This window comes from Nocardioides sp. InS609-2, assembly GCF_023208195.1.
Taxonomy (GTDB): Bacteria; Actinomycetota; Actinomycetes; order Propionibacteriales; family Nocardioidaceae; genus Nocardioides.
The window spans coordinates 46,660-68,926 of record NZ_CP060034.1 but is presented as its reverse complement, the minus strand read 5'-3'; the positions used below and the strand labels follow the sequence as shown (position 1 = coordinate 68,926).

24 protein-coding genes are annotated in these 22,267 nt (G+C 70.3%); 6 read left to right on the top strand and 18 right to left on the bottom strand.

The genetic code is table 11. The features are described from left to right. Positions 1 to 49 precede the first annotated feature (49 nt). The 14 genes from H4Q84_RS00395 to H4Q84_RS00330 form a co-directional block, all read right to left on the bottom strand. Positions 50 to 502: a hypothetical protein gene (locus H4Q84_RS00395; protein WP_248581462.1), complete on the bottom strand. Its 453-nt coding sequence runs from the start codon at positions 500 to 502 to the stop codon at positions 50 to 52. Then, a complete protein-coding gene (gene pyrF, locus H4Q84_RS00390; protein WP_248583718.1) occupies positions 499 to 1,326 on the bottom strand; it encodes an orotidine-5'-phosphate decarboxylase in 828 nt (275 codons plus the stop codon). The genes H4Q84_RS00395 and pyrF overlap by 4 nt, the downstream gene beginning before the upstream one ends. Beyond that, positions 1,326 to 2,141, bottom strand: coding sequence for a tRNA-dihydrouridine synthase (locus tag H4Q84_RS00385; protein WP_248581461.1), 816 nt, complete (start codon positions 2,139 to 2,141; stop codon positions 1,326 to 1,328). Before H4Q84_RS00385 ends, pyrF begins: the two co-directional genes overlap by 1 nt. Further along, a complete protein-coding gene (locus H4Q84_RS00380; RefSeq protein WP_248581460.1) occupies positions 2,138 to 2,962 on the bottom strand; it encodes a hypothetical protein in 825 nt (274 codons plus the stop codon). Before H4Q84_RS00380 ends, H4Q84_RS00385 begins: the two co-directional genes overlap by 4 nt. Then, positions 2,955 to 4,028: a quinone-dependent dihydroorotate dehydrogenase gene (locus H4Q84_RS00375; RefSeq protein WP_248581459.1), complete on the bottom strand. Its 1,074-nt coding sequence runs from the start codon at positions 4,026 to 4,028 to the stop codon at positions 2,955 to 2,957. The genes H4Q84_RS00380 and H4Q84_RS00375 overlap by 8 nt, the downstream gene beginning before the upstream one ends. Next, entirely contained in the window at positions 4,028 to 7,354 is a 3,327-nt protein-coding gene (carB, locus tag H4Q84_RS00370; protein ID WP_248581458.1) for a carbamoyl-phosphate synthase large subunit, read from the bottom strand. Before carB ends, H4Q84_RS00375 begins: the two co-directional genes overlap by 1 nt. Continuing rightward, positions 7,354 to 8,526: a glutamine-hydrolyzing carbamoyl-phosphate synthase small subunit gene (carA, locus tag H4Q84_RS00365; protein WP_248581457.1), complete on the bottom strand. Its 1,173-nt coding sequence runs from the start codon at positions 8,524 to 8,526 to the stop codon at positions 7,354 to 7,356. Before carA ends, carB begins: the two co-directional genes overlap by 1 nt. Positions 8,527 to 8,593: 67 nt before the next feature. Further along, a complete protein-coding gene (locus H4Q84_RS00360; RefSeq protein ID WP_248581456.1) occupies positions 8,594 to 8,752 on the bottom strand; it encodes a hypothetical protein in 159 nt (52 codons plus the stop codon). Between the two features lie 274 nt (positions 8,753 to 9,026). After that, positions 9,027 to 9,569 (bottom strand): gluconokinase, encoded by a 543-nt coding sequence (locus H4Q84_RS00355; protein WP_248581455.1) that lies wholly within the window; start codon positions 9,567 to 9,569, stop codon positions 9,027 to 9,029. Between the two features lie 23 nt (positions 9,570 to 9,592). Continuing rightward, a complete protein-coding gene (locus tag H4Q84_RS00350; RefSeq protein ID WP_248581454.1) occupies positions 9,593 to 10,873 on the bottom strand; it encodes a dihydroorotase in 1,281 nt (426 codons plus the stop codon). Then, positions 10,870 to 11,799 (bottom strand): aspartate carbamoyltransferase catalytic subunit, encoded by a 930-nt coding sequence (locus H4Q84_RS00345; protein ID WP_282580295.1) that lies wholly within the window; start codon positions 11,797 to 11,799, stop codon positions 10,870 to 10,872. Before H4Q84_RS00345 ends, H4Q84_RS00350 begins: the two co-directional genes overlap by 4 nt. Next, positions 11,796 to 12,326, bottom strand: coding sequence for a bifunctional pyr operon transcriptional regulator/uracil phosphoribosyltransferase PyrR (pyrR, locus tag H4Q84_RS00340; protein ID WP_248581453.1), 531 nt, complete (start codon positions 12,324 to 12,326; stop codon positions 11,796 to 11,798). The genes H4Q84_RS00345 and pyrR overlap by 4 nt, the downstream gene beginning before the upstream one ends. A gap of 79 nt (positions 12,327 to 12,405) precedes the next feature. Continuing rightward, on the bottom strand, positions 12,406 to 13,218 hold the full coding sequence (locus tag H4Q84_RS00335) for a DUF1206 domain-containing protein (protein WP_248581452.1): 813 nt from the start codon (positions 13,216 to 13,218) through the stop codon (positions 12,406 to 12,408). Between the two features lie 47 nt (positions 13,219 to 13,265). Next, the gene (locus H4Q84_RS00330; protein ID WP_248581451.1) at positions 13,266 to 14,546 is read right to left on the bottom strand and encodes an acetyl-CoA C-acetyltransferase; all 1,281 of its coding nucleotides are present in this window, start codon (positions 14,544 to 14,546) and stop codon (positions 13,266 to 13,268) included. Positions 14,547 to 14,642: 96 nt separating this feature from the next. Here H4Q84_RS00330 and H4Q84_RS00325 point away from each other — a divergent pair, with 96 nt between their 5' ends. Genes H4Q84_RS00325 through H4Q84_RS00315 form a run of 3 tightly spaced genes read left to right on the top strand, consistent with a single transcriptional unit; the run spans position 14,643 to position 17,334 of the window. Then, positions 14,643 to 15,980, top strand: a complete 1,338-nt coding sequence (locus H4Q84_RS00325; RefSeq protein WP_248581450.1) for a 3-oxoacyl-ACP reductase — start codon at positions 14,643 to 14,645, stop codon at positions 15,978 to 15,980. A gap of 1 nt (position 15,981) precedes the next feature. Next, on the top strand, positions 15,982 to 16,833 hold the full coding sequence (locus H4Q84_RS00320; protein ID WP_248583716.1) for a MaoC/PaaZ C-terminal domain-containing protein: 852 nt from the start codon (positions 15,982 to 15,984) through the stop codon (positions 16,831 to 16,833). A 39-nt stretch (positions 16,834 to 16,872) separates the two neighbouring features. Beyond that, entirely contained in the window at positions 16,873 to 17,334 is a 462-nt protein-coding gene (locus H4Q84_RS00315) for an SRPBCC family protein (RefSeq protein ID WP_248581449.1), read from the top strand. Here the strand turns inward: H4Q84_RS00315 and H4Q84_RS00310 are convergent. Further along, positions 17,300 to 17,623, bottom strand: a complete 324-nt coding sequence (locus H4Q84_RS00310; protein ID WP_248581448.1) for a hypothetical protein — start codon at positions 17,621 to 17,623, stop codon at positions 17,300 to 17,302. The genes H4Q84_RS00315 and H4Q84_RS00310 overlap by 35 nt on opposite strands. Positions 17,624 to 17,698: 75 nt before the next feature. Here H4Q84_RS00310 and H4Q84_RS00305 point away from each other — a divergent pair, with 75 nt between their 5' ends. Next, positions 17,699 to 18,082, top strand: a complete 384-nt coding sequence (locus tag H4Q84_RS00305; protein WP_248581447.1) for a VOC family protein — start codon at positions 17,699 to 17,701, stop codon at positions 18,080 to 18,082. A gap of 5 nt (positions 18,083 to 18,087) precedes the next feature. Here the strand turns inward: H4Q84_RS00305 and H4Q84_RS00300 are convergent, their stop codons facing one another. From H4Q84_RS00300 to H4Q84_RS00290, 3 genes are all read right to left on the bottom strand, one after another. Then, on the bottom strand, positions 18,088 to 19,332 hold the full coding sequence (locus H4Q84_RS00300) for a M23 family metallopeptidase (RefSeq protein WP_248581446.1): 1,245 nt from the start codon (positions 19,330 to 19,332) through the stop codon (positions 18,088 to 18,090). 174 nt (positions 19,333 to 19,506) lie between these two features. Further along, entirely contained in the window at positions 19,507 to 20,370 is an 864-nt protein-coding gene (locus H4Q84_RS00295) for an acyl-CoA thioesterase II (protein WP_248581445.1), read from the bottom strand. Then, positions 20,370 to 21,329, bottom strand: a complete 960-nt coding sequence (locus tag H4Q84_RS00290; protein WP_248581444.1) for a PAC2 family protein — start codon at positions 21,327 to 21,329, stop codon at positions 20,370 to 20,372. Before H4Q84_RS00290 ends, H4Q84_RS00295 begins: the two co-directional genes overlap by 1 nt. Positions 21,330 to 21,500: 171 nt before the next feature. Here H4Q84_RS00290 and H4Q84_RS00285 point away from each other — a divergent pair, with 171 nt between their 5' ends. Together H4Q84_RS00285 and H4Q84_RS00280 are read left to right on the top strand one after the other, a co-directional pair. Beyond that, positions 21,501 to 22,043: a SigE family RNA polymerase sigma factor gene (locus H4Q84_RS00285; protein ID WP_248581443.1), complete on the top strand. Its 543-nt coding sequence runs from the start codon at positions 21,501 to 21,503 to the stop codon at positions 22,041 to 22,043. Next, positions 22,040 to 22,258 (top strand): hypothetical protein, encoded by a 219-nt coding sequence (locus H4Q84_RS00280; protein WP_248581442.1) that lies wholly within the window; start codon positions 22,040 to 22,042, stop codon positions 22,256 to 22,258. The genes H4Q84_RS00285 and H4Q84_RS00280 overlap by 4 nt, the downstream gene beginning before the upstream one ends. The last annotated feature ends 9 nt before the right edge of the window (positions 22,259 to 22,267 follow it).

Here is a 22,267-nt window from a genome sequence, read left to right as displayed (position 1 = left end):
CAGCGCCTCAATTTAGTCAGTTGCCGAGGAGACAAGCAACGTCGGGGGGCTATTGGGACAACGGTGTGTGGCACACGTCAAGTGCCTGCTGTTCCAGCTCGCCCATCGCGCCGACGGTCGTCTCGCTGCCCAGCTCGCGGGCAGCACCCTCGATCGCACCGCGTTGCTCGGCGTCGAGCCCGGCGGGCGGCTTCTTCGGGTCGTACGTCTCGGGGTCGACGTCGGCGTCGCGCAGCGCCTTCTCGAGGATCTCGAGCCGACCGATAACGCGTTCCCACTCGTCGTCGATGTCGTCGGGCGCGGCGTCGCGCAGGTCGCGATAGCTGTCGAGCGCGTCGAACAACGCCCCCTGCCCACCGGCGTTGGTCAGGTCGGCCAGCTCGGTCTGGCGATCGGCGACGACCTCGCAGTACGACGGGTGGGTGCGGTCCCAGAACACCCAGCCGGCGCCCGCGATCAGGCCTACGACGAGGCCGAGGAGGAGCAGTCGCCTCCTGTTCACGCGGATCCCAGGCCTGCGACGGCGTCGTTGCCGCGGAGCGCGGCGTCGCGCAGCGCGGTCGGGTCGGGGCCGACAGCCAGCACCTCGCGAGACGACGACGGCAGCACGTGCCGGGCCGCCGACCCGAAGATCCGGCGCAGGTCGGCGGGCGTGCCGCCCTGGGCGCCGTACCCGGGAGCGAGGATCGGCCCGTTGAACGCGAAGTCCTCGCCGGTGTCGCCGATGGTGGCGCCGATGACCGCGCCCATGTCGCCGACCGGCTCGGCGCCGGCGTTGAGGTGGCGCAGGTGGTCGAGCACCGTGCCGGCGACCGTGCCCTCGCCACTGCGGGCGTGCTGCACCTCGGGGCCCTCCTTGTTGGAGGTCAGGGCGAGCACGAAGACGCCCGCACCGTGCTTGCGAGCCGTGTCGATCATCGGGTCGAGCGAGCCGAAGCCGAGGTAGGGGCTGGCGGTGATCGCGTCGCTCGCGAGCGGCGACGAGGGGTCGAGGTAGGCGTCGGCGTAGGCCTGGCTGGTCGAGCCGATGTCTCCCCGCTTGACGTCGAGCAGCACCAGCGCGCCGGCCGCCCGTGACTCCGCGATGACGCGTTCGAGCACGGCCACGCCACGGCTTCCGAAGCGCTCGTAGAACGCGCTCTGCGGCTTCACCACACCCACCACCGGCGCCACCGCCTCGACGACGGTGAGCGCGAACCGCTCCAGCCCGGCCACATCGTCGTTGAGGCCCCAGTCGTGGAGCAGGCCCGCGTGCGGGTCGATGCCGACGCAGAACCGGCCGCGCTCCTCGATGGCGCGGTGCAGGCGCAGCCCGAACGGCTCGATCACTGGTCCTCCTGAAGGTCGGCCACGAGTCGCGTGGCGGTCGTGGGGTCACGGAGCAGCGCGGTGCCGACCTGTACGGCGACCGCACCGGCCGCGAGCAGGGCGCGCGCCCCCGCGGCATCGGCGACGCCACCGCACCCGATCACGGTTGCTTCGGGAAGCTGGCTGCAGACCTCGGTTACGCAGCGCAGTGCGATGGGCGCGATCGCAGGTCCGGTCAGCCCGGCGGGGCGGCCGTCAGGCATGGCGGCGGGCACGGCGTTGCCCACCACCACGGCGGTCGCGCCGGCCTCGACGACCGCCCGCGCGGCCTCGACCACGCGACTCACGTCGGGTCGCAGCTTGGCGAGCACGGGCAGGTCCGACGGTGTCTCGCGTCGTACGGCGGCGACGGCACTGGCCGCGTGGAACGGCTCACGGGCCTCGAAGATGTTGGCCCCACCCGGGTCGGGCACCGACACGTTGACCTCGATGCCGGCGACACCCGGCGCGCGGCCGGCGATCCGGGCGAGGTCTGCGTACTCCCCCAGCGTCGCCCCCGCGACGGACACGAAGACCTGCACCCCGGCGCGGATCAGCCAGGGCAGCTCCTCGTGGAGGAAGTATGCGAGCCCGGGGTTGTTGAGACCGATGATGTTGAGCAGACCGCTGGGGGCCTCCGCCATCCGGGGTGCGGCGCCACCCCGGCGCGGGTCACGCGTCAGGGTGCGGGTGACGAACGCCAGCCCGTCGAGGTCGACGTACGGCGCCAGCTCACGTCCGGTGCCGCCACAGCCCGAGGCGATCATCACCGGGTGCAACAGGTGCAGGGTCACGATGCGTCGCCCAGCAGGGAGGCCCAGTCGACCCGGTCACCGGGCAGCACCGGGCCGTCGAGGCAGGCGCGCACCTGATGGGCGTCGCCCTCGGCGTCACGGACGTCGATGACGCAACCCCGGCACAGGCCGGTGCCGCACGGCAGCGGCTGCTCGATCGCGACCTGGCTCTGTACGCCGGCCTCCTCAGCCGCCTCCGCGACGGCCCGCAGCATCCGCGTCGGTCCCGCGGCGTAGACCACCGCGGCCTCCGTCGCCTCGATCGCGGTCCGCAGCACGGTCATCACGTCGCCACGGCTGCCGACGGAGCCGTCGGCGGTGACGACCTGCACCGACCGCGACATCCGGCGCGCCTCCCGAGGGGCCAGCAGGTGCGACTCATCGGCGCCCGCGAGCACGAACGACACCGGAGCCCGGCGGTCGCGCAGGCGCTCGGCCAACGGGAACAGCGGCGCCGCGGAGCAACCCTCACCGACGAGCAGGCAGGCCACCGGCTCCTTGGGGATCGCGAACGGTCGACCCAGCGGCCCGGTGAGCTCGAGGCGCGAGCCGACATTCACCTCAGCCAGCCAGCGACCGCCGATGCCACGCGGCTCGACCACGACATCGAGGGTGGGCCCGAAGGCGCCGGTCTCGGCGACGCGGTGGATCCACAGCGCCCGCCGGGCCATCTGCGTCGGCGCGACCGAAGCCGCTACGAACGTGCCGGGACGGAAGCGCTCGGGGATGCCGCGAGCGGTCAGGGTGAGGTGGCGGAAGGCGCCGGCCCTCCGCGTGGCCAGCACCTCGCCAACGACGTGGCGCGGGTCGCGCTCACCCACGGGCCAGCCCGGCGACGATGCGCTGCGGCCACGCAGGACCTTCGTAGATGAACGCGGAGTAGCCCTGCAGCAAGGCGGCTCCGGCCTCGAGCCGCGCACGGGCGTCGTCGACGGTAGTGATGCCGCCGACGCCTACGAGCACGAGATCGTCTCCGACCCGGCCCTTCAGCAGCCGCATCACCTCGAGAGCGCGAGCGGTCAGTGGCCGACCCGAGAGCCCGCCCGCACCGAGGGCGGCGACCAGGTCGGCACCGCTCACCAGGCCGTCACGGCTGATCGTGGTGTTGGTGGCGGAGATGCCGTCGAGTCCGAGCGCGAGCGCCAGATCGGCGACGGCGAGCACGTCGTCGTCGTCGAGGTCAGGGGCGATCTTGACCAGCAGCGGGACCCGTCGGTCGGTGCTCGCGTCGGCCTCGTCGCGGACGGCGCGGAGCAGCGGCTCGAGCTTCTCGACGGCCTGGAGGTTGCGCAGCCCGGGGGTGTTGGGTGACGAGACGTTGACGACCAGGTAGTCGGCGTACGGCGTGAGGAGCCGGGTGCTGGCGCGGTAGTCGGCCTCGACGGCGGCCGCGTCGTCGTCGGGTACCACCTTCGACTTGCCGACGTTCACTCCTACGACGGTCCGACTCTTCGGGCGGGCTGCCCGTCGCGCCAGCCGGGCCGCCACGACTGCGGCGCCGTCGTTGTTGAAGCCCATCCGGTTGACGACCGCACCGTCGCGCGGCAGCCGGAAGAGCCGTGGCTTGGGGTTGCCGGGCTGCGCCAGCGCGGTGACGGTGCCGATCTCGACGTGCCCGAAGCCCAGGGCAGCCAGGGCGTCGATGCCGACGGCGTTCTTGTCGAAGCCGGCGGCGAGCCCGAGCGGGTGGTCGAACGTCAGCCCGAGAGCCTCCACCCGCTGGTTGAGGTGCGAGCGCAGCGAGCCTCGAAACCAAGGGACTCTGCGCAGCACCGGCTCCGCCGCCCGGATCGCCGCGAACCCCGCATGGTGCGCCCGCTCGGGATCAACCCGGGTGAACGCGTGGTCGAAGAGCAGGCGGTACGGTCCGGCCGACAGGGGAGGCATCAGCGACGCGACTCCCCTGCCGCGGCGGCGGACATCGCATTCCACTCCTGCAGGCTGCGCACGCCCACCTCGCCGCGACTGAGTGCCTCGATGCCCTGCACGGCCGCGCCCAGCCCGGGCACGGTCGTGATGCACGGGATGTTGGCGAGGACTGCCGCCGTACGAATCTCATAGCCGTCGAGCCGCGCGGAGTTGCCGGTGGAGTACGGCGTGTTGACGACGAGGTCGATCGCACCGTCGTTGATCAGCTGCACACTGGTGCGCTCGCCGTTGGGGCCTTCGCCCTCGTGGTGCTTGCGGACTTCTCTGACCTTGATGCCGTTGCGGCGCAGCACCTCAGCGGTGCCCTGGGTCGCGAGGATCTCGAAGCCGCGATCGGCCAGCACCTTCACCGGGAAGATCATGTTGCGCTTGTCGCGGTTTGCGACCGACACGAAGATCCGGCCCGAAGTCGGCAAAGACCCGTAGGCCGCGGTCTGCGCCTTGGCGAAGGCCGTGCCGAAGTCGGCGTCGAAGCCCATCACCTCGCCGGTCGACTTCATCTCCGGACCGAGCACTGTGTCGACGTGACGGCCTTCCGACGTCATGAATCGGTTGAAGGGCAGCACCGCCTCCTTCACCGCGATCGGAGCGTCGGTGGGCAGCGTGCCGCCGTCTCCGGTGCGGGGCAGCACTCCGGCCGTGCGGAGGTCGGCGATCGACTCGCCCAGCATCACCCGGGCAGCTGCCTTGGCGAGCGGGGTCGCCGTCGCCTTCGAGACGAACGGCACGGTGCGCGACGCACGCGGGTTGGCCTCGAGCACGTAGAGCACGTCGGCAGCCAGCGCGAACTGGATGTTGAGCAGCCCGAGCACACCCACCCCCCGGGCGATCGCCTCGGTGGCGTGCCGGATGCGGGTGATCTCGGAGGCACCCAGGGTGATTGGCGGCAGCGCGCACGACGAGTCGCCGGAGTGCACGCCGGCCTCCTCGATGTGCTCCATCACGCCCCCGAGGAAGAGCTCCTCTCCGTCGAAGATGGCGTCCACGTCGATCTCGACCGCGTCGTCGATGAACCGGTCGACCAGCACCGGGTGCTCGGGGCTGATCTCGGTGGCCCGGTCGATGTAGCCGCGCAGCGAGTCGTCGTCGTACACGATCTCCATGCCGCGACCGCCCAGGACGTACGACGGCCGCACCAGCACCGGGTAGCCGATGCTGGCGGCGATGCGCCGGGCGTCGGCCCACGAGGTGGCCATGCCGAACTTCGGCGCGGGCAGCCCGGCCTCCTGCAGGACGCGGCCGAACGCGCCACGGTCCTCGGCAAGGTCGATGGCCGCGGGTGTGGTGCCGACGATGGGCACGCCTGCCTCGGCCAGGCCTCGCGCGAGCCCGAGCGGCGTCTGACCGCCGAGCTGGCAGATCACGCCCGCGACGGGGCCGGCCTGCTGCTCGGCGTGCACGATCTCGAGGACGTCCTCGAGGGTGAGCGGCTCGAAGTAGAGGCGGTCGGAGGTGTCGTAGTCGGTCGAGACCGTCTCGGGGTTGCAGTTGACCATGATCGTCTCGTAGCCGGCCTCGCTCAACGCGAGCGACGCGTGCACGCACGAGTAGTCGAACTCGATGCCCTGCCCGATCCGGTTGGGCCCGCTGCCGAGGATGATGACGGCTTCCTTCTCGCGCGGCGCCACCTCGGACTCCTCGTCGTAGGACGAGTAGTGGTACGGCGTGGCCGCCGCGAACTCGGCCGCGCAGGTGTCGACGGTCTTGAAGACCGGCCGCAGCCCGAGCGCATGGCGTACGCCGCGGACGACGTCCTCGCTCATGCCGCGGATGCGTCCGATCTGCGCGTCGGAGAAGCCGTGCCGCTTGGCCTGGCGCAGGGTCTCGTGGTCGAGTTGGCTGGCCGCGGCGATGTCCTCGGCGACCTCCTTGATGAGGAACAGCTGGTCGACGAACCACGGGTCGATCTTCGTGGCGTCGTGGACCTGCGCGGCCGTGGCGCCGGCGATGATCGAGTCCATCACCGTGCGCAGCCGACCGTCGGTCGGGATCTTCGACTTCTCCAGCAGCGCCTGCACCTCGAGCTCCGCGCCGGGTGCGAAGTCGAAGACCGCACCCTTGCTCTCGAGTGACCGCAGCGCCTTCTGCAGCGCCTCGGTGAAGTTCCGCCCGATCGACATGGCCTCGCCCACCGACTTCATGTGCGTGGTCAGTGTCGGGTCGGCGCCGGGGAACTTCTCGAACGCGAACCGCGGCACCTTCACCACGACGTAGTCGAGGGTCGGCTCGAACGCCGCCGGGGTGCTCGACCCGTCGGCCCGCATGGTGATGTCGTTGGGGATCTCGTCGAGGGTGTAGCCGATCGCCACCTTCGCGGCGATCTTGGCGATCGGGAAGCCGGTGGCCTTCGAGGCCAGCGCGCTCGACCGGGACACCCGCGGGTTCATCTCGATGACGATCAGGCGGCCGTCGGCCGGGTTGACGGCGTACTGGATGTTGCAGCCGCCGGTGTCGACGCCGACCGAGCGGATGATGCCGATCGCCAGGTCGCGCATGTCCTGGTATTCACGGTCGGTGAGCGTCATCGCGGGCGCCACGGTGATCGAGTCGCCGGTGTGCACGCCCATCGGGTCGAGGTTCTCGATCGAGCAGACGATCACCACGTTGTCCTTGGTGTCACGCATGACCTCGAGCTCGTACTCCTTCCAGCCGATGATCGACTCCTCCAGGAGCACCTCGGTGGTCGGGCTCGCGGCCAGGCCGCTGCCACCGATGCGCCGCAGGTCGGCCTCGTCGTAGGCCATGCCGGAGCCGGTGCCGCCCATCGTGAACGAGGGCCGCACCACCATCGGGTAGCCGAGGTCGTCGGCCGCCCCCAGCAGGTCGTCGATGGAGTGGCAGATGGCGCTGCGCGCGCACTCACCGCCTAGCTCCTCGACGATCTTCTTGAAGACCTGGCGGTTCTCGCCGCGGTCGATGGCCTCGATCGAGGCGCCGATCAGCTCGACGCCGTACTTCTCGAGCACGCCGTCGGCAGCCAGCGACATGGCCGTGTTGAGCGCCGTCTGCCCGCCGAGGGTGGCCAGCAGCGCGTCGGGCCGTTCCTTGGCGATCACCTTCTCGACGTACTCGGGAGTGATCGGCTCGATGTAGGTCGCGTCGGCGAACTCGGGGTCGGTCATGATGGTGGCCGGGTTGGAGTTGACCAGGATCACGCGCAGCCCCTCGGCCCGCAGCACCCGGCACGCCTGGGTGCCGGAGTAGTCGAACTCGCAGGCCTGGCCGATGATGATCGGCCCCGAGCCGATGACCATGACGCTCTGGATGTCGGTGCGCTTGGGCATCAGCGCTCTCCTTCGGTGGTCGAGTGACTCGCGAGGGACGAGCGTGTTGTATCGAGACCCATCAGGTCGCAGAACCGGTCGAACAGGTACGCCGCATCGTGCGGGCCGGCGGCGGCCTCGGGGTGGTACTGGACCGAGAAGCTCTTGAGGGCTCCCCCGGCGTCACGCAGCTCGAGCCCCTCGACCACGTCGTCGTTGAGGCAGACGTGGCTCACGGTCGCCTCGCCGTACGGCGTGGTGGTGCTGCCCTCCAGTGGCGCGTCCACCGCGAAGCCGTGGTTGTGCGCGGTGACCTCGACCTTGCCGGTGGTGCGGTCCAGGACGGGCTGGTTGATGCCGCGGTGGCCGTACTTCAGCTTGTAGGTGCCGAAGCCGAGCGCCCGACCGAAGAGCTGGTTGCCGAAGCAGATGCCGAAGTACGGGATGCCCCGCTCCAACGCGGCCTGCAACAGCTCGACCTGACCGGTGGTGGCCGCCGGGTCACCGGGACCGTTGGAAAAGAAGAGCCCGTCCGGCTGCACCGCGAGCACGTCGTCGATCGTGGACGTCGCGGGCAGCACGTGCACGTCGATGCCGCGCTCGCTCATCATCCGCGGGGTGTTGGTCTTGATGCCCAGGTCGACGGCCGCCACGGTGAAGCGCCGTGTCCCGACCGCGGGTATGACGTACGCGTTGGTCGTGGACACGGCCTCCGACAGGTTGGCACCGGCCATCTCGCCGGACGCACGGACCCGCTCGAGCAGGGCGGCGACGGTGGTGTCGGCCGAGGAGATGCCGACCCGCATCGCGCCGCGCTCGCGCAGGTGGCGGGTCAGGGCGCGGGTGTCGATGTCGCTGATGCCGACCACCCCCTGCTCGCGGAGCGCGTCGCCGAGGCTGCGCTGCGAGCGCCAGTTGGACGGGACCCGTGCGGGATCGCGGACGACGAAGCCGGACACCCAGATGCGGGAGGACTCCGGGTCCTCGTCGTTCATGCCGGTGTTGCCGACATGCGGCGCGGTCATGATGACGACCTGCCGGTGGTAGCTGGGATCGGTGAGCGTCTCCTGGTAACCGGTCATGCCGGTGGAGAACACGGCTTCGCCGAATGTCTCGCCCTCGGCGCCATAGGACCTCCCATGGAAGGTCCGGCCGTCTTCGAGGACGAGGATTGCAGGTGCATGCCGCGGCACGCCGTACCTCCTTCTCCGCCTCTCAGGACGGATCGTTAAAGGATGTTCGAGCGCTGCTGACCCTACCTCACGCGGACGTGGCCACCGGCACCTGTCCGGTGTCGGGTTCGGCGACGATCACCGGCGGGCACAGCTCACGATCTGCCCCTTCGTGCTCGTGCCCCGCGGCGATCAGATCCTCGACCCGGCTCGAAGGCCAGTCGGCACCTCGACGCGCAATGTTCATGTCTCCCCCTTGTTGTCCGCACATCGAGAGTCGCACCAAAAGCGTCGTCGCGCCACGACTCCCCGTCATGCGGACAGGTGGATCAGACCACTTGCCATGCCGTGACCCAGTGCCCCTCGCTGAGCTACCGGACAGTCCGCATGCCAGGAACGCGAATATCCTGCCGACTGTTTCGTTAGCGGCACGGGCGCAGGTCGCGACCCACCGAGACGCTCGTCGGCCGCGCCAGGAGGCCGGCCAGGTGGGCGGGGGCGATCAGGGTGCCTATGGGCCCCTAGGCGTTGCGGGGATCCGGGATGGAGAGGGCGGCCAGTGCCCGGTGCAGTACGTCGGCCGCCGTACCGTCCACCGACACCTCGACTCCCGATTCCTCGGAGTCGAGTGGCTCGAGCGTGTCGTACTGGCTGTACAACAAGGACGCGGGCATGTAGTGGTTGGCGCGCCGACCCACCCGCTCGGCCAACAGGTCCTCACCCGCGACCAGGTGACAGAACCGCACCTCGGGTCGACCTTCGGCCAGGAGATCGCGGTAGACCCGACGCAGCGCGGAACAGGTGATGACCGACGGCTGACCGTCGGCGATCCGGGTGTCCATCCACGCGCCGATGCTGCGCAGCCAGGGCCAGCGGTCGTCGTCGGTGAGCGGGGTGCCGGAGTGCATCTTTGCGACGTTGGCCTCGGAGTGGAACGCGTCGCCCTCGGCGTAGGTCCACCCGAGGACGGTCGAGAGCCCCTTGGCCACGGTCGACTTGCCGACGCCCGAGACGCCCATCACGACAATTTGCTGGGCGTCCGAGAGTGGCTGGATTGCCGGCACGCTACTCCCAGGCCGGCTTCGGCTCAGGCCAGCGCGCCGTCGCGCACGGTGACCTGGCCGGCGTACACCGTGTGCACGACGGCGCTCGTCAGCGCCCGCCCGTGCCACGGGTTGTTGCGCGACAGCGAGACCGAGGCGTCGCGGTCGACGGTGACTGCCGCAGCGGGGTCGACGAGCGTCAGGTGCGCCGGGTCGCCGACGGCCAGGCCGCCGCCGTGCGTCGACAGCCCGGCGATCCGGGCCGGCGCCTGCGACATCACCCGGGCGATGTCGGTCCAGGTGAACGAGTCGTCCATCGCGGTGCGTACGACGGCCAGTGCGGTCTCGAGCCCGAGCATGCCGAACGCCGCGTCGACGAACGCGTGCTCCTTGTCGTGACGCGCGTGCGGGGCGTGGTCGGAGGCCACCGCGTCGATCGTGCCGTCGGCCAGCGCAGCACACAGCGCGGCGACGTCCTCGTCGGGTCGCAGGGGCGGGTTGACCTTGAACGTGGGGTCGTAGCCGCCGAGCAGGTCGGTGGTGAGCAGCAGGTGGTGCGGCGTCACCTCGGCGGTGACGTGGATGCCCTGCTCCTTGGCCCAGCGCAGCACCTCGACCGACCCGGCCGTGCTGACGTGCGCGATGTGCACGCGCGAGCCGGTGTGCCGGGCGAGCATGACGTCGCGCGCGACGATGACCTCCTCGGCGACCCCGGGCCAGCCGGGCAGGCCGAGGCGACCGGACAGCTCACCCTCGTGGCAGCACGCGGTCGGGCCGGCGAGGTCGGGGTCCTGGGCGTGCTGGCTGATCACGCCGCCGAACGCCTTGACGTACTCCAGCGCCCGTCGCATCACCCGCGCGTCGTGCACGCACCTGCCGTCGTCGGAGAAGACCCGCACCCGGGCCCGGGAACGAGCCATCAGGCCCAGCTCGGCGAGCTCCTCGCCCCCGAGGCCGCGCGTCACGGCACCCACCGGTTGCACGTCGACCAGGCCGGCAGCACGACCGAGGTCGAGCACCCGCTCGGCAGCCTCGCCCGTGTCGGTGACCGGGCTGGTGTTGGCCATCGCAAGGATCGCGGTGAACCCTCCGACCGCGGCGGCGCGCGACCCGGAGAGCACCGTCTCGGCGTCCTCCCGGCCGGGCTCGCGGAGGTGGGTGTGCAGGTCGACGAGGCCGGGCAGGGCGACAAGGCCGTCGGCGTCGAGGATCTCGGTGTCCTTCGGAGCCGACACCGAGCCGACCTCGCGGATCACGCCGTCCTCGACGAGCAGGTCGGCGGCCTCGCCGCCTAGCAGCGCGGCGCCCTTGATGACGAGACTCACTGAGCTTCCTCTCCGGCAAGCAGGTGGTAGAGCACCGACATCCGCACGGCCACACCGGCCGACACCTGGTCGAGCACGACCGACTGGGCCGCGTCGGCGGCATCGGCGGCGATCTCGAGGCCACGGTTCATCGGGCCCGGGTGGCAGATGGGTGCGTCCGGCTTGAGGGTGGCAAGCCGGTCGCGCGTCAGGCCGTAGCCGACGGTGTACTCCCGCGAGCTCGGGAAGTAGCCACCAGCCATCCGCTCCCGCTGCACCCGCAGCATCATCACGGCGTCGGCGTCGGGCAGCACCTCGTCCAGGTCGTACGACGCTGCGAAGCCGGCCTCCTTCGACCAGGCATCGATACCGCTCGGCATCAGCGTCGGCGGTGCCACGACCGTGAGCCGGGCGCCGAGCTTGGTCAACGACTTGACGTTGCTTCGGAAGACCCGGCTGTGCGTGAGGTCGCCGACCATCACTACGTGCTTGCCTTCGAGCGAGCCGAGCCGTTGGCGCAACGTGTAGGCGTCGAGCAGCGCCTGTGACGGGTGCTCGTGGGTGCCGTCGCCGGCGTTGATCACGACCGCGTCGACCCACTGCGAGACCTGCAGCGCGGCACCGCTGGCGGAATGCCGCATGACCAGCGCGTCGACGCCCATCGCGCAGATGGTGCGCACGGTGTCGCGCAGGCTCTCGCCCTTCGACGCCGACGATCCCTTGCCGGTGATGTTGACCGTGTCGGCCGAAAGCCACTTCCCGGCGATCTCGAAGCTCGAGCGGGTGCGGGTGGAGTCCTCGAAGAACAGGTTGATGATCGTGCGGCCACGCAGGGCGGGCAGTTTCTTGACCTCGCGTCGCTGCACGTCGTGCATTTCGGCCGCGGTGTCGAAGATGGTCGTCATGTCGTCGACCGTCAGATCGTCGATGGAGAGCAGGTGCTTCACGCAATCACCACCTCGTCGGTGCCGTCGAGCTCGGCCAGATGGACGCTGACGCGCTCGGCAAGCGCACTGGGCAGGTTCTTGCCGACGTGGTCGGCCCGGATCGGCAGCTCGCGGTGACCGCGGTCGACCAACACGGCCAGCCGCACGCTGGCGGGCCGGCCGAGGTCGTTGAGCGCGTCCAGCGCGGCCCGGATGGTGCGGCCGGAGAACAGCACGTCGTCGACCAGCACCACGACCTTGCCGTCGATGCCGCCGGGCACCGATGTCTTGTGCGGGCTCCGCGTGGGCTGCGAACGAAGGTCGTCGCGGTACATCGTGACGTCGAGCGACCCCACCGGGATCTCGTGCCCCTCGACGGCGGCGATCTTCTCGCCGATCCGGTGGGCCAGCGGCACACCGCGGGTGTGCAGGCCGAGCAGGTAGAGACCCTCACTGCCTTTGTTGCGCTCGAGGATCTCGTGGGAGATGCGGGTCAGCGCCCGGGTGATGTCACGGGCGTCGAGGACGGTGCGTCCGGAGGGAGACACAGGTCTCCGACCTCCTTCTCCGCCTCACGGGACGGCTCGTTAAAGGATGTCGATTGCGGGGCGACCCTATCAGCCCCGCTCAGCGGTCCAGATGCCGCGCGCGGGCGAAGCAGAACACCCCGTAGCAGCCGATGCCGATGGCGATCGCGGCCAGCAGGAACGGCCCGAACGGCTGCTGCAGCACCGTGTGGAGCGCCTCGTCCAGGCCACCTCCCTCGTCGGCCTCATGGGTTGCCGCGGCGTACACGAAGAGACCGCCGACCACCGCGACCGAGACGCCCTTCGCGATGTAGCCGACCTTGCCGAAGATCCGATAGGCCTGCCCGTCGCGGCCCGACTTGCCGTCGATGTCGAGGTGCTCGAGGAACTTCTCGCTCCAGCCGCGGTACGCCGTGAACCCGCCGTACCCGATGATTGCCAGGCCCGCGAGGCCCACCAGCACCTGTCCGCCCGGCCAGTTCATCACCTTCGCGGTCATGGTGTCGGAGCCGCTGCCCCCGCTGCTTCCCGAGCCGAGAGCGACCTTGTACGCGCTGAAGGCCACGGCCCCGTAGATCACCGCCTTCAGCAGCGAGGAGATGCGCTTGCCCAGCTCCTCCTTGCCGTCCTCCTGCTCGTGACCGAAGCCGGCCTCGACCAGTCGCCAGACGACGAGCAGCGTCATGCCGACGGCGACGGCCCAGATCGCGATCCCACCGAACGGCTGGCTGGCGAGCTCCTTCAGGGCACCACTGCTGGACGCCGAGCGGCCTGTCTCACCGAACGCGAGCTGCAGCGCGATCCAGGCGACCAGCAGGTGCACGACGCCATAGGCCACCAGCCCGAACCGGACCACGTAGTCGAGCCACTCACTGTCTTCTGCCCGCTGACCGGCGTCCTTCACGTCTCCCATGGGGACAGTCAACACCTCCGCAGGGGTAATGGCCTCACCCCTATGCGTCACTTCTCCAAGATCGCCACGACGCCCTGGCCACCGGCGGCACAGATCGAGATCAGGCCGCGACCCGAGCCCGACTGATCGAGGAGCTTGGCCAGCACCGGCACGATCCGCCCGCCGGTCGCGGCGAACGGGTGCGCGGCGGCGAGCGAGGAGCCGTTGACGTTCAGCTTGTCGCGGTCGATCGAGCCCAGCGGCGCGTCGAGACCCAGGCGCTCCTTGCAGAACACCGGGTCCTCCCAGGCCTTGAGCGTCGAGAGCACCTGCGAGGCGAACGCCTCGTGGATCTCGTAGTAGTCGAAGTCCTGCAGTGTCAGGCCCTCGCGCTCGAGCATCCGGGCCACGGCGTACGCCGGGGCCATCAGCAGGCCCTCGTGGCCGTGCACGTAGTCGACTGCCGCCGTCTCGTACGCCGTCAGGTAGGCGAGCACGGGCAGACCGTGCTCCTCGGCCCACTCGTCGGAGGCGAGCAGCACTGCGGAGGCGCCGTCACTGAGCGGCGTGGAGTTGCCGGCCGTCATGGTCGCGGCCTCGCCCTTGCCGAAGACCGGCTTGAGGGTGGCGAGCTTCTCGACCGACGAGTCCGGGCGCATGTTGGAGTCGCGCTCCACGCCGCGGAACGGCGTGATCAGGTCGTCGTGGAAGCCCTCGTCGTAGGACCGCGCGAGGTTGTGGTGCGACCGCGCGGCCAGCTCGTCCTGCTCCTCGCGGCCGACGCGCCACTCGAGCGCGGTCAGGGCAGCGTGCTCGCCCATCGACTTGCGCGTGCGCGGCTCACTGTTCTGCGGGACCGCCACCGAGATGTCGCCGGGGCGGATCGCGGCCAGCGCGGCCAGCCGACCCTTGGTGTCCTTGGCCTGGCTGACCTTGATCAGCTTCTTGCGCAGCTTCTCGCCGACGGCGAGCGGGGCGTCGGAAGTTGTGTCGGATCCGCCGGCGATGCCGACCTCGATCTGGCCGAGGGCGATCTTGTTGGCCACCTGGATCGCGGCCTGCAGGCCGGTGCCGCAGGCCTGCTGGATGTCGGTGGCGGGTGTCTCGGCCGAAAGCTTCGAGCCGAGCACGCACTCGCGGGTGAGGTTGAAGTCGCGCGCGTGCTTGAGTACGGCGCCGGCGACGACCTCGCCCAGCCGCTCGCCCTCGAGCCCGAAGCGGGTCACGAGACCGTCGATGGCAGCGGTCAGCATCTCCTGGTTGGAGGCGTCGCTGTAGACGGAGTTGGAGCGGGCAAACGGGATCCGGTTGCCGCCGATGACGGCGACCTTGCGAGTCTTCGAGTTCATCCTCCTATCCTTGCGGAGACCCTGCCCTCAGGGAATGCACTGAGGCCCACATCACGAAGTGTGGACACCGAGTTACACAGGAAGTTACATACCACCATGAGTGATCGCTACCAAGGTTTCGTGACGTCCCCCGTCGGCAGGCTGCTGGTCAAGAACCTGGGGCTGCCCAACCCCACAACGCTCGAGCGCTACACCGCCGGAGACCCGCTCGTGCAGGGCACCGTGCTGGTGGGAGGGGCCGGTCGTCTCGCCGACTCCCTGACTCCGACGCTCGACGGGCTCGGCATCACGGCTGTCGCCGGCGACCCGGGTGACGACACCCGCTTCAAGGGACTCGTCTTCGACGCCACCGCGATCACCACCTCGGCCGGACTGCTCGCCCTGCAGGAGTTCTTCACACCGCTCATGCGCCGCCTCGAGACGTGCCCGCGGGTCGTCGTACTCGGCACGGAGCCGTCCGCGGTCAAGGGTGGCGAGCGGGTCGCGCAGCGCGCCCTCGAAGGCTTCACCCGTTCGCTGGGCAAGGAGATCGGCAAGGGCGGCACGGTCCAGCTCGTGTACGTCGCCCCAGGAGCCGAGTCGGCGCTCGACTCGACGCTGGCCTTCCTGCTCTCCCCCAAGTCTGCCTACGTGTCCGGCCAGGTCGTGCGCATCGGCGCCCACGGGTCGACCGACGCCGGCGAGGTCGCCGACTGGGCACGTCCGCTCGAGGGCAAGATCGCGCTCGTCACCGGGGCCGGCCGCGGCATCGGTGAGCAGATCGCCCGCGTGCTGCACCGCGAAGGCGCCACCGTCGTCGGCGTCGACGTGCCCCAGGCTGCCAGCGACCTGGTGACCCTGATGAAGGAGCTCGACGGTGACCACCTCGCCCTCGACATCACCCACAGCGACGCGGCGCAGCGCATTGCGCACCACCTGACCACGGAGCACGGCGGTGTCGACATCGTCGTGCACAACGCAGGCATCACGCGCGACAAGAAGCTCGCCAACATGGCGGCGGACCGGTGGGAGTCGGTGATCGCGGTCAATCTCACCGCACCCGAGACCATCACCCGCGAGCTGCTCGACCAGGGCGTCATCAACAACAACGGCCGCATCGTGGGCGTCGCGTCGATCGCGGGCATCGCGGGCAACGTCGGCCAGACCAACTACGCCGCGTCGAAGGCCGGCGTCATCGGCCTCGTCGACAGCCTCGCCGACGAGCTCGACAACGGCATCACGGTCAACGCCGTGGCGCCCGGGTTCATCATCACGGCGATGACCGCGGCGGTGCCGTTCGCGACCCGCGAGGTCGGCCAGCGCCTGAACGCGCTCAGCCAGGGCGGGCTGCCGGTGGACGTCGCCGAGACGATCGCCTGGTACGCCTCCCCCGGCTCGACCGCCATCAACGGCAACGTCGTGCGGGTCTGCGGCCAGATGATGCTGGGTGCCTGACATGGCCGGCATCGCCACCCTCGTCAAGGCAGCCCTGCCCGCCGTCCCCGGCGTCAACCAGCTGCCCGGCATCAAGAAGGCCTCGCCCGGCACGTTCAGCGGCCTGAGTCGCTCGCGCGACGGTGTGCTGGTCGACGCCGCCGGCGTCGCGGCGCACTCCCGGGTCTGTGAGTTCCCGCGCAAGGACACCGCGCCGTTGCCCTACCCGCACCTGCTGGCGTTCCCGCTGCACATGGCGATCATGAGCGACTCGGCATTCCCCTGGCCGGCGATCGGGACCGTGCACCTCGAGAACTCCATCACCTCGCACCGGCCGATCCAGGTCGGCGAGACGCTCAACCTCACCACGTCGGTGGCAGCACCCCGGCTGCACACCAAGGGCATCCTGCTCGACTTCGTCACTACCGCCACCGCGGCCGGCGACGAGACCGTGTGGGAGTCGACGTCGTCGTACCTGCGCCGCGGCAAGGGCTACGAGGACGGCGCCGAAGGGCTGAAGCTCGAGACGACCCCGCCCGGCACGGTCGACTGGAAGCTCGCGGCCGACCTCGGTCGCACGTACGCCGGGGTGTCGGGAGACCTGAACCCGATCCACCTCTACCCGCTGACCGCGAAGGCGCTGGGTTTCAAGCGCCAGATCGCGCACGGCATGTGGACCCTCGCCCGCTGCGTGGCCGCCATCGAGAACCGGCTGCCCGACGCGGTGCGGGTCGACACGGCGTTCAAGAAGCCGGTGTTCCTGCCCGGCATCGTGTCGTTCGGGCTCGAGCAGCAGGACGACGGTTGGGCGTTCGCGCTCACCAATCCGCGTGACGGGTCACCGCACCTCGTGGGGCGCAGCAGCTCGCTCTGACCGGAGGCCCGGTTGGGCGGCGTGCGTCAAGATGGTCGCATGGCGTCGACCCGGGTCACCTTCCACGTCAACGCAGACCGCGCACGCGTCTACCGCGCGCTCCTCGACCCGGAGGCGATCGGGCAGTGGCGCGTCCCCTTCGGCATGAGCTGCGAGGTGCACGAGTTCGATGCCCGCGAGGGCGGCACCCTCCGGGTCTCCCTGACGTACGACGCGCTGGAGGGCCGCGGGAAGTCGACCTCGAGCACCGACACCTATCGCGGCCGGTTCGTGCGGCTCGTGCCGGACGAGACGGTCGTCGAGGTCGACGAGTTCGAGACGGACGACCCGGCGCTGCGCAGCAAGATGACGATGACCATCACGCTCTCCGACGCGGAGGCGGGTGGCACCGACCTCGTCGCCCTGCACGAGGGACTGCCCGACGGCGTGCCGACCGCCGACAACGAGCTGGGCTGGCGTCAGTCGCTCACGCGGCTGGCCGCGCTCGTGGAAGAACGCTGACCCTGCCCTCTCTGTGCGTCGCGGCGGCGCTGGCGGCTAGGCAGAGCAACCCGGCCAGCCCCGCCAGCAGGAGGTACTGGTCGTCCTTGCGCTCGCACGCCTGCGTCAGCGCCCGGTCGGTCGCGTTGGTCGTGATCGGCGGGGTCACGTCACCGATCTCCATGCTGACGATCGGGCCGGCGCAGTGGCGCGTCTGGCCTGCGTACGCGACGGTCGCCCCCGAGACAGCCAGCACGCCGGCGCAGAGGCCGAACGCGACGGCCAGCACGAACGACACGATGCGCACCATCTCTGGAGACTAGACGCCGGGCGTACTACGTTGCGATAGGAGCGGCTCGGCACTCCCCTACCCAAGGGAGCAGACATGCTGAACGACAGTTTGGTGACAGCCAACATCCCGGCGTCGGACCTGGAACGGGCCCGAGGCTTCTACGCCGACACACTCGGCCTCACTCCTGCCGATGAGAACCCCGGTGGACTCGTCTACACGACCGCCGGCGGGACGACGTTCTTCCTCTACGAGACCGAGTACGCCGGTCAGGCCGGCCACACGATCGCCCAGTGGCACGTCACCGACGTGCAGGCCGAGGTGGACGCGCTCACGAGCAAGGGTCTTCAGTTCGACCACTACGACATGCCCGGAGTCACGTGGGAAGGCGACATCGCCACGATGGGCGACATGGGTCATGCCGCGTGGTTCAAGGACAGCGAAGGCAACATCATGTGTATCGACGACATGACCGGCTGACGGGCTCAGCGCCGCGGGTTCCCCCACTGCACGGACGTGACCGAACGCGCGGCACTCATCGCCAGCGGCGCCTGCCGCTGGGAGAACGTCGCGGTGCCTGGTGCCCAGGTGCCGACGTCGCTGGTGCCGTTGCCGTCCCAGTCGCCGATGACCGGTAGGTCGCCCGCCAGGCCGAACGGCACGACGGCGGTCACCGGGATGCCGGTGGCGTCGACGACCCGGAGGGTGAACGTGGAGGTGGCCTGGTCGTAGACGCCGAGGTCGGACACCCCGTCACCGTTCCAGTCGCCGGTGACGGGCAGGTCGTTGGCGTCGCCCATCGCGACGGTGGTGGTCGTGCCGTCGGCCCGACGCAGGAGGAACGACGACGTCGACGGCCGGCGTACGCCCACCTCGAACGGGCCGTCGCCGTTCCAGTCGCCGGCGACCGGGAGGTCGCCGCGGACGCCGTACCTGAGCTTCGTGACGCCCGCAGGGCTGCTGAGCTTGAAGTTGCCGGTGCGCGGGGCGCGCACACCGAGGTCGTCGAGCCCGTCGCCGTTCCAGTCCCCCACGACCGGTTCGTCACTGGCCACACCGAAGGGCATCGATCCGCCGGCGTATGTCGCGGTGGGCATGGCCTCGAAGGACGCGTTGGCCGTACGACGGAAGACCATCAGCTCAGCCACGGCGTCGCCGCCCAGGTTGGCGGCGACCGGGAGGTCGACGCAGTTGGCAGACGTGAGCGTGCTGGCCTTCCAGCCGACGCCCGCGAGGATCGCGCTGACGACCGAGCGGCCACTGCGCTCCTCGAAGTGCAGGTGCGGGCCGCTGGCGTTGCCGGAGGCGCCGAGGGCGCCGAGGAGGGCCCCCTTGTCAACCGACTGGCCGAGCTGGACGGTCACGGCCTTGAGGTGTGCGTAGAGCGAGCTCTCATCGTTGCCGTGGTCGACGACCACGTAGCGGCCGTAGCCACCACGGTCGACCTTGACGGCGGTGGTGACCACGCCGCGAGCAGCGGCCACGACGCTGCTGCCGGCGTCGTCGGGCCGGTTGAAGTCGATGGCGTTCCGGCTCGGGCTGTGCCGCGCGCGGGTGGCGCTACTCCACGCCTGGCCGCACGAGAACGGCAGGTCGTAGGCGACGGTCGGCGAGACGGCGGTCGTCGGAGCCGCTGCCCCGAGGACGGACGTGGCGCTGACGAGCACGGCACCCGCGACGGCGAAGGCAGTCGCGGCCGGTACGAACGCATGGGACCAGGTGAGGCTCAACGGGACCACCCTCGAGGAGTTCTTGGAGTGGACCGGAAGTCACACGAGTCACCCCCGTCCCGGGGGCGCTCAACTGACGACAGGAACCACAGAAGCGCTCAAAGGTAACCATTGCTCGGCGTGTCGCGTGCGCAAATGCAGTTAATTACAACGGTGTAGTGGTAAACGCAGTCACTATTCCTCGTTGCGTAGCCGGATCAGGCCCTCCTGGGCGACCGTGGCGACAAGCGTGCCGTCCTCGGTGAAGACCCGGGCCAGCGCCAGGCCGCGGCCCCCCGAGGCGGACGGTGAGACCTGGTCGTAGAGCCACCACTGGTCGGCCCGGAACGGCCGGTGGAACCAGATCGTGTGGTCGAGGCTCGCCGGCATGAGCCGGGAGCTGGTGATGTCGATGCCGTGCGGCACCAGGGCCGCGCCCAGCAGCGTCAGGTCGCTGGCGTACGTGAAGGCAGCGAGGTGCGTGAGTGGGTCGTCGCCGACGTCGCCGTTGACGCGCACCCAGATCCGCGCCTGGGCCGGATGGGCCGGGTCGGGCGTCAGTCCCTGGGCGGTGGTGCCGAGGTGTCGGATGTCGAGAGCCGACCACTCGCGATCCCAGTCGTCGCCGGCTCTCTCGGAGGACCGGCGCGCGAGGTCGGCCATCGGGAAGCCCTCGTCGGGCCCGGGCACGTCCGGCATGACGTCCTGGTGGTCGAGGCCGTCTTCGGCGCGCTGGTAGTTGGCCGTCAGGTAGTAGATCGCCCGGCCGTGCTGGCGGGCGACCACCCGGCGGGTGGCGAAGCTGCGGCCGTCGCGGATGCGCTCGACGTCGTAGATGATCGGGACCGACGTGTCACCGGGACGCAGGAAGTACGAGTGCAGCGAGTGCTGGGCGAACGCCGCGTCGACGCTGCGCGCTCCCGCCACCAGCGCCTGCGCGGCCACCTGGCCACCGAAGACGCGCTGCCGGGTCGTCTCTGGCTGGATGCCGCGGAAGAGGTCGACGTCGAGGTCCTCGAGCTCGAGCAGTCGCAGGAGGTCGTCTGCCGAAGCCGGCATCAGTCGCTCAGCCCGTCGCCCAGCCCGTCACGCGGGCCATCCTTGGGCCCGTCCCTGTCGAGCCCGGCCAGGAACTGCTCGAACTGTTGACCGATCTCCTCGCCGGTGGGCATCGGCTGGTCCTGGGCGAGCAGCGACGAGCCGCTCTCCTCGGAGCGCCGGAACGCGTCGTACTGCTGCTCGAGGGCTGCCACGACCTCGCCCACCTCGGTGTTGGTGTCGAGGTAGCGGGCGATCTCGACCTCGCAGGTCTCGGCCGCCTCGCGCATCAGGGTCAGGTCGATCGTGAGGTGGCCACCGAGCTCGAGGTGCTCGAGCAGGGCGAGCGAGGCCACGGGGTAGTCCATCTGGGCGAGGTAGTGCGGGATGTGCGCGACGAAGCCGAGCGCATCGTGGCCCCACTCCCCCAGCCGCAGCTCCAGCAGCGCCTGCGCGCTCGACGGGATGCGCAGCTCGCTCTGCCACGGGCTGGAGGTGACGAGCAGCTCCGGGCGGTTGGCGTGCGGGGTGATGGCGATGGGGCGGGTGTGCGGCACCGCCATCGGCACGGCTCCCAGGCTCACCACGCGTCGTACGCCGAAACGCTCGACGATCCCGCGCACGGCTGCCGCGAAGCCTTCCCAGCGGGTGTCGGGCTCGGGCCCGCGGAGCAGGAGGTACGGCGTCTCGCCGGTGTCGCGCACCAGCCGCACCGACAGCCGGGGCGCGTCGTACTCGTCGTAGTGGTCGCGGACGAACGTCATTGCCGGCCGGCGGGCGCGGTAGTCGTAGAGGACGTCGACGTCGAAGGTGGCGACGATCGGGCCGTCGGAGCCGTCCTGGAGGTACTGCGCGGTCTGGTCGGCGGCCTGGCCGGCATCGAGGAAGCCGGTGAGCACGACGACCATCGTGAGGTCGTCTACTCCGTCGAGCTCGGGCACCTCGTCGACGATGTGCACGAGCCTGGACTCCTGGGACACGCGGTTCCTCCTGATGGTGCCGAGATGGCGATGCCCACGATAGGGCGGCGCCCGGCTGAACGCGCACGGCGGTGGGCCCATTCCCGGGGAAGGGTCCACCGACAACGAACCTTCGGGCCGTCAACCGCGTCAAGGAACATGTACGCACACCTCCCTCGGAAGGCACCTCCCATGGCCCGACGCGATCCGGCAGCGTCCGCCGAGTTCGTCGCCGCTCGTTCGCGCTCCCTGCACCGGGCGGCGTACCTCATGGTCGGCGACACCCAGCTCGCCCAGGACCTCGTGCAGGAGGCGCTGACCAAGACGTACGTCGCGTGGCCCAGGTTGTGTGACCCGCGCGCCGCGGAGGCCTACACCCGCAAGGCGATCACGACGACGGCGATCTCGTGGTTCCGTCGCAAGGGCTGGGCCAACGAACGCCCGACCGAGACGCTGCCCGACCCAGGCCGGCCCGGCCACGCCGACGACATCGCCCGCAACGACTGGCTGTGGACTGCTCTGCAGACCCTGCCGGCCCGGCAGCGGGCGGCGATCGTGCTGCGGTTCTACGACGACCTCACCGAGGCCCAGACGGCCGACGCGATGGGGTGCGCCGTCGGCACCGTGAAGAGCCAGGTCTCGGCCGGGCTCGCGAAGCTGCGCAAGCAGCTGGAGGCAACCGGGGCCGGCGACGCCGAGCTCCTCCCGCTCGAACTGATGGTGGTGACCCGATGACCGGACTGCTCAGCGACCTCATGCACGACCGCGCAGACACCCTGGCCGCGCCGGAGCTCGACCTCGATGCGCTCATGCGCGACGGGCAGCGCCGCGTGGTCCGTCGTCGTACGGCGTTCGTCGGTGGCGGCGCAGCCCTCGCCGTGGTCGCGGTGGTGGCGGGGCTCACCGCCCCGGGACTGCTCTTCACTGACTCGGACAGCACGGCCGGCTAGCCCGGGTTT

Excerpts from the sequence above, each read along its gene's own strand:
- H4Q84_RS00335 (WP_248581452.1), bottom strand. The coding sequence starts at position 13,218 with ATGGGAGACGTGAAGGACGCCGGTCAGCGGGCAGAAGACAGTGAGTGG.
- H4Q84_RS00310 (WP_248581448.1), bottom strand. The coding sequence starts at position 17,623 with ATGGTGCGCATCGTGTCGTTCGTGCTGGCCGTCGCGTTCGGCCTCTGC.
- H4Q84_RS00295 (WP_248581445.1), bottom strand. The coding sequence starts at position 20,370 with ATGCCGGCTTCGGCAGACGACCTCCTGCGACTGCTCGAGCTCGAGGAC.
- H4Q84_RS00330 (WP_248581451.1), bottom strand. The coding sequence starts at position 14,546 with ATGAACTCGAAGACTCGCAAGGTCGCCGTCATCGGCGGCAACCGGATC.
- H4Q84_RS00305 (WP_248581447.1), top strand. The coding sequence starts at position 17,699 with ATGCTGAACGACAGTTTGGTGACAGCCAACATCCCGGCGTCGGACCTG.
- H4Q84_RS00360 (WP_248581456.1), bottom strand. The coding sequence starts at position 8,752 with ATGAACATTGCGCGTCGAGGTGCCGACTGGCCTTCGAGCCGGGTCGAG.
- H4Q84_RS00320 (WP_248583716.1), top strand. The coding sequence starts at position 15,982 with ATGGCCGGCATCGCCACCCTCGTCAAGGCAGCCCTGCCCGCCGTCCCC.
- carB (WP_248581458.1), bottom strand. The coding sequence starts at position 7,354 with ATGCCCAAGCGCACCGACATCCAGAGCGTCATGGTCATCGGCTCGGGG.
- H4Q84_RS00280 (WP_248581442.1), top strand. The coding sequence starts at position 22,040 with ATGACCGGACTGCTCAGCGACCTCATGCACGACCGCGCAGACACCCTG.
- H4Q84_RS00325 (WP_248581450.1), top strand. The coding sequence starts at position 14,643 with ATGAGTGATCGCTACCAAGGTTTCGTGACGTCCCCCGTCGGCAGGCTG.
- H4Q84_RS00375 (WP_248581459.1), bottom strand. The coding sequence starts at position 4,028 with ATGCCTCCCCTGTCGGCCGGACCGTACCGCCTGCTCTTCGACCACGCG.
- H4Q84_RS00315 (WP_248581449.1), top strand. The coding sequence starts at position 16,873 with ATGGCGTCGACCCGGGTCACCTTCCACGTCAACGCAGACCGCGCACGC.
- H4Q84_RS00285 (WP_248581443.1), top strand. The coding sequence starts at position 21,501 with ATGGCCCGACGCGATCCGGCAGCGTCCGCCGAGTTCGTCGCCGCTCGT.